Origin of the sequence: Algoriphagus sp., from assembly GCF_030694375.1 — a bacterium.
GTDB lineage: Bacteria > Bacteroidota > Bacteroidia > Cytophagales > Cyclobacteriaceae > Algoriphagus.
On record NZ_JAUXYL010000028.1, the window covers coordinates 1 to 3,137 of the forward strand.

Annotated in this window: 2 protein-coding genes; both read left to right on the forward strand. The window is 46.3% G+C overall.

Going from position 1 to position 3,137, the window contains the following annotated elements; all coding sequences use genetic code 11:
• On the forward strand, positions 1–1,545 hold a 1,545-nt coding region (locus tag Q8M62_RS11000), incomplete at its 5' end, for a T9SS type A sorting domain-containing protein (protein ID WP_305668088.1).
• A 352-nt stretch (positions 1,546–1,897) separates the two neighbouring features.
• The coding region (locus Q8M62_RS11005; RefSeq protein ID WP_371134643.1) for a glycine-rich domain-containing protein at positions 1,898–3,137 on the forward strand (1,240 nt) is incomplete at its 3' end.

Sequence of the window (3,137 nt, forward strand, 5' to 3'; positions counted from 1 at the left end):
GGAGGAGGTGCAGGACCTAATGGTACAGTTAATATTTCCTATTCCTGTCCTGATGCCAATAAATTTGACTGTATCGAAATCATTGACGATGGTGCTATTTCAGGCACAACTGTCATCCGATTTATTTGTGATGATATTTGGAATATTCCAGGGGGTCTTATTGGATTTTCTGTTTTCTCAATTGGAGGTGGTGGAGGTGGTGGAATGGGCTCCACAGGTGGCGGAGGCGGAGGCGGAGGTTTTGCCTCAACCACCGTTTCAAGTACTTCAGCATTTGGGATTGCTGCAGGGAATTCTCTCAACATTAAGGTAGGCCAAGGTGGGCTGGGAGCATCAACAGCCAATGTAAAGGGGGGTAACGGAGTTAATTCAGCCGTAACTGCTACAATCCCGGATCCAAGTGGCAATATAGTCGTAAATCTCAATGCATTGGGAGGCGGAGGCGGAGGCTCATTTAACAATCTAAATGGTAATAATGGAGCATCAGGAGGTGGTGGGGCTTACAGTTCACAAGCCGAAGACATCAAGGGTTTAGGTGGTCTCGGTACTTCTGGACAAGGAAATAGAGGAGGTGATGGAGGAAGAGGGAACCAACCGAATCATGCCCGGGGTGGCGGTGGTGGAGGCGGAGCCGGCAGCGTCGGAAGTAATGGTGATGGCGCAGGTGTAGGTATATCAAAATCCGGAAATGGGGGAAATGGAAGTACTTTTGTACTGGCAGGTTCTACCTATGGCTATGGAGCCGGAGGTGGCGGAATCGGATTTAATTTCAATGGAAACACCAACGATCCAGGACTGGGAGGTACAGCGAATGGGGTTAGAATCGGAGGAAGTGCATCTGACAATGGGGTAGGAAACAATGGAACTATTTATACCGGTTCGGGAGGAGGAGCGGGAACGACTAGAGGTGGGAATGGTGGCCAAGGGGTGGTTTATGTTACCTACTTGAACTTTAGAATCCTCGGCGTAGAATACCTTTATTTCAATGCAAAACATGATCCACAGTCAAGATCCGGAGAACTCTCCTGGGTGACATCCCGGGAATGGGAAAACTCCCACTTTGAGATCGAGCGGGCAGTCAATGATGTGAGAACTTGGACAAAAGTTGGTGAAATAGACGGAGCAAGTTATTCGGATGCTCCGGTTGAATATACCTTCACAGACTCAACTCTTCCTGCGGCAGGAGGTAATATCTTTTATCGTTTGAAGCAGGTAAACCTTAGCGGTACCTCTGAATATAGCGTAACTCGTTCCATTCAGGTAAATCCAATTGCAAGCACTACCAACTGGATCGTCTATCCGAATCCGACTTCAGGTGATGCTATCAATCTGGAACTGGTGAACCGCGGTACATACAACGATGAAAAAGTCAGCGTAAGAATCATTTCTGCCACAGGTCAATTTGATACCATTGAAGGCAATTCAAGCAGCCTTTTGAGTGCTCAGCTTTCAGATCGTCTGAAGAATAAATTAGCGGGGGTATATACCCTTGAAATCAGCTGGGGGCAAAATCGTGAGTATCATAAAATTATTTTGAGGCGTTAGGTTTAGTAATGCCATTAGGCATCAAACTTTACAGCATTTTTTCTAGTAGAGTCTCTTTTTTCCTAACGATTTACCAAGTTCTTAAGCAGGTTGAAACACTTCTTTTCAATCGATGCCAGAAAATCCTTTGTTCTGCAAATGTCAAATCTGGTCAGACTATCCCCTTAGGCTTTTTAAAGCAGCTTTTTGATAAAAACTCCTGGTCAGAAATCCAAGAAAATCCCTCCGAACGTAATTCCCTGAAGTTCAATCAAAAGCTTACAAAAGATTTGTATTCTCAATATTCGGTTGTAATTTTGAAATACATTTTAATGGTATTGAAATTCAAATACCTGAAAACAAAACAAGCGTAATGTGGCCTAGACCTCTACCTGAATTTTTTATCAGAAAGCCAATCGCCCTACTGGGCTTTTTGGGTTTGATGATGTGGTCGATTTTGGGGATAGCGCAAACCCAGAATATTACTACTTCTGGTTCAAGTACTTTTACTGTTCCCGCAGGCGTAACTTCCATTACTGTTGAAGTTTGGGGAAGCGGGGGGAGTGGTGGTTCGACAAACACAAATGGAGCGGCTGCCGGCGGTGGTGGAGGTGCCTATTCCCGGAGTGTTCTTTCGGTCACCCCTGGTCAGGTGATCAATTATCATGTGGGTTTTGGCTCGGGATCCCCCGATCCAGGAGAAGACACTTGGTTTTTGAGCAATACCACATTAATGGCCAAGGGTGGAAATTCTGTGGCCATGAATGGAAGTACAGGTGCTACAGGGGGTGCAGCAGCCGATGGATTTGGAACCATTAGGTATAGCGGTGGAAATGGTGCTAATTCAGGATCAAATGGAGGAGGAGGAGGATCCTCTGCAGGAATAGCAGCAAACGGAAACAGTGCAACAACTTCCGCAGGGGCCTCTGCTCCAACTGGTGGAGCTAGCGGTGGAAGTGGTGCCACGAATTCTAACCCTGGAGGAAATGGATCATTTCCGGGAGGAGGAGGAGGAGGTTCAAAGAGGCAAAGCGCAAATCCTGCATTGCAATCTGGGGGACTAGGAGGAAATGGCCAGATTCGAATTTCCTACATCGCCTTGACTTCAGCTACTGGGACAGATAATCAATCTGTATGTATTACAACCGCTATTTCCTCAATCACCTATTCACTTCCTCCCAGTTCAACTGTTTCTATTCTAACTCTTCCTGCGGGATTAACATCAAATCATAATAGCACAACGGGAACAATAACTATTTCGGGAATCCCTACAGCAAGTGGGACTTACACTATTAATGTTACTCCTGGTTATAATCCCAATATTACGCTTACCAGAACCGGAACTGTAACAGTCATTCCAAATAACACCTCTAGCTCAGCAGCACCCAACCAAACCCGGTGTATCAATACGCCGCTTGCCAATATCACTCACAACACGACCGGAGCAACTGGGATAGCCAACAATGGAGTATCAGGAGCAAATGGACTTCCTGCCGGAGTTACCGCTACCTGGGCTGCCAATACCATCACGATTTCCGGTACTCCGACCGTTTCAGGGACATTCAATTACAGCATTCCACTGACCGGGGGATGTGGGAATATCAATGCCACGG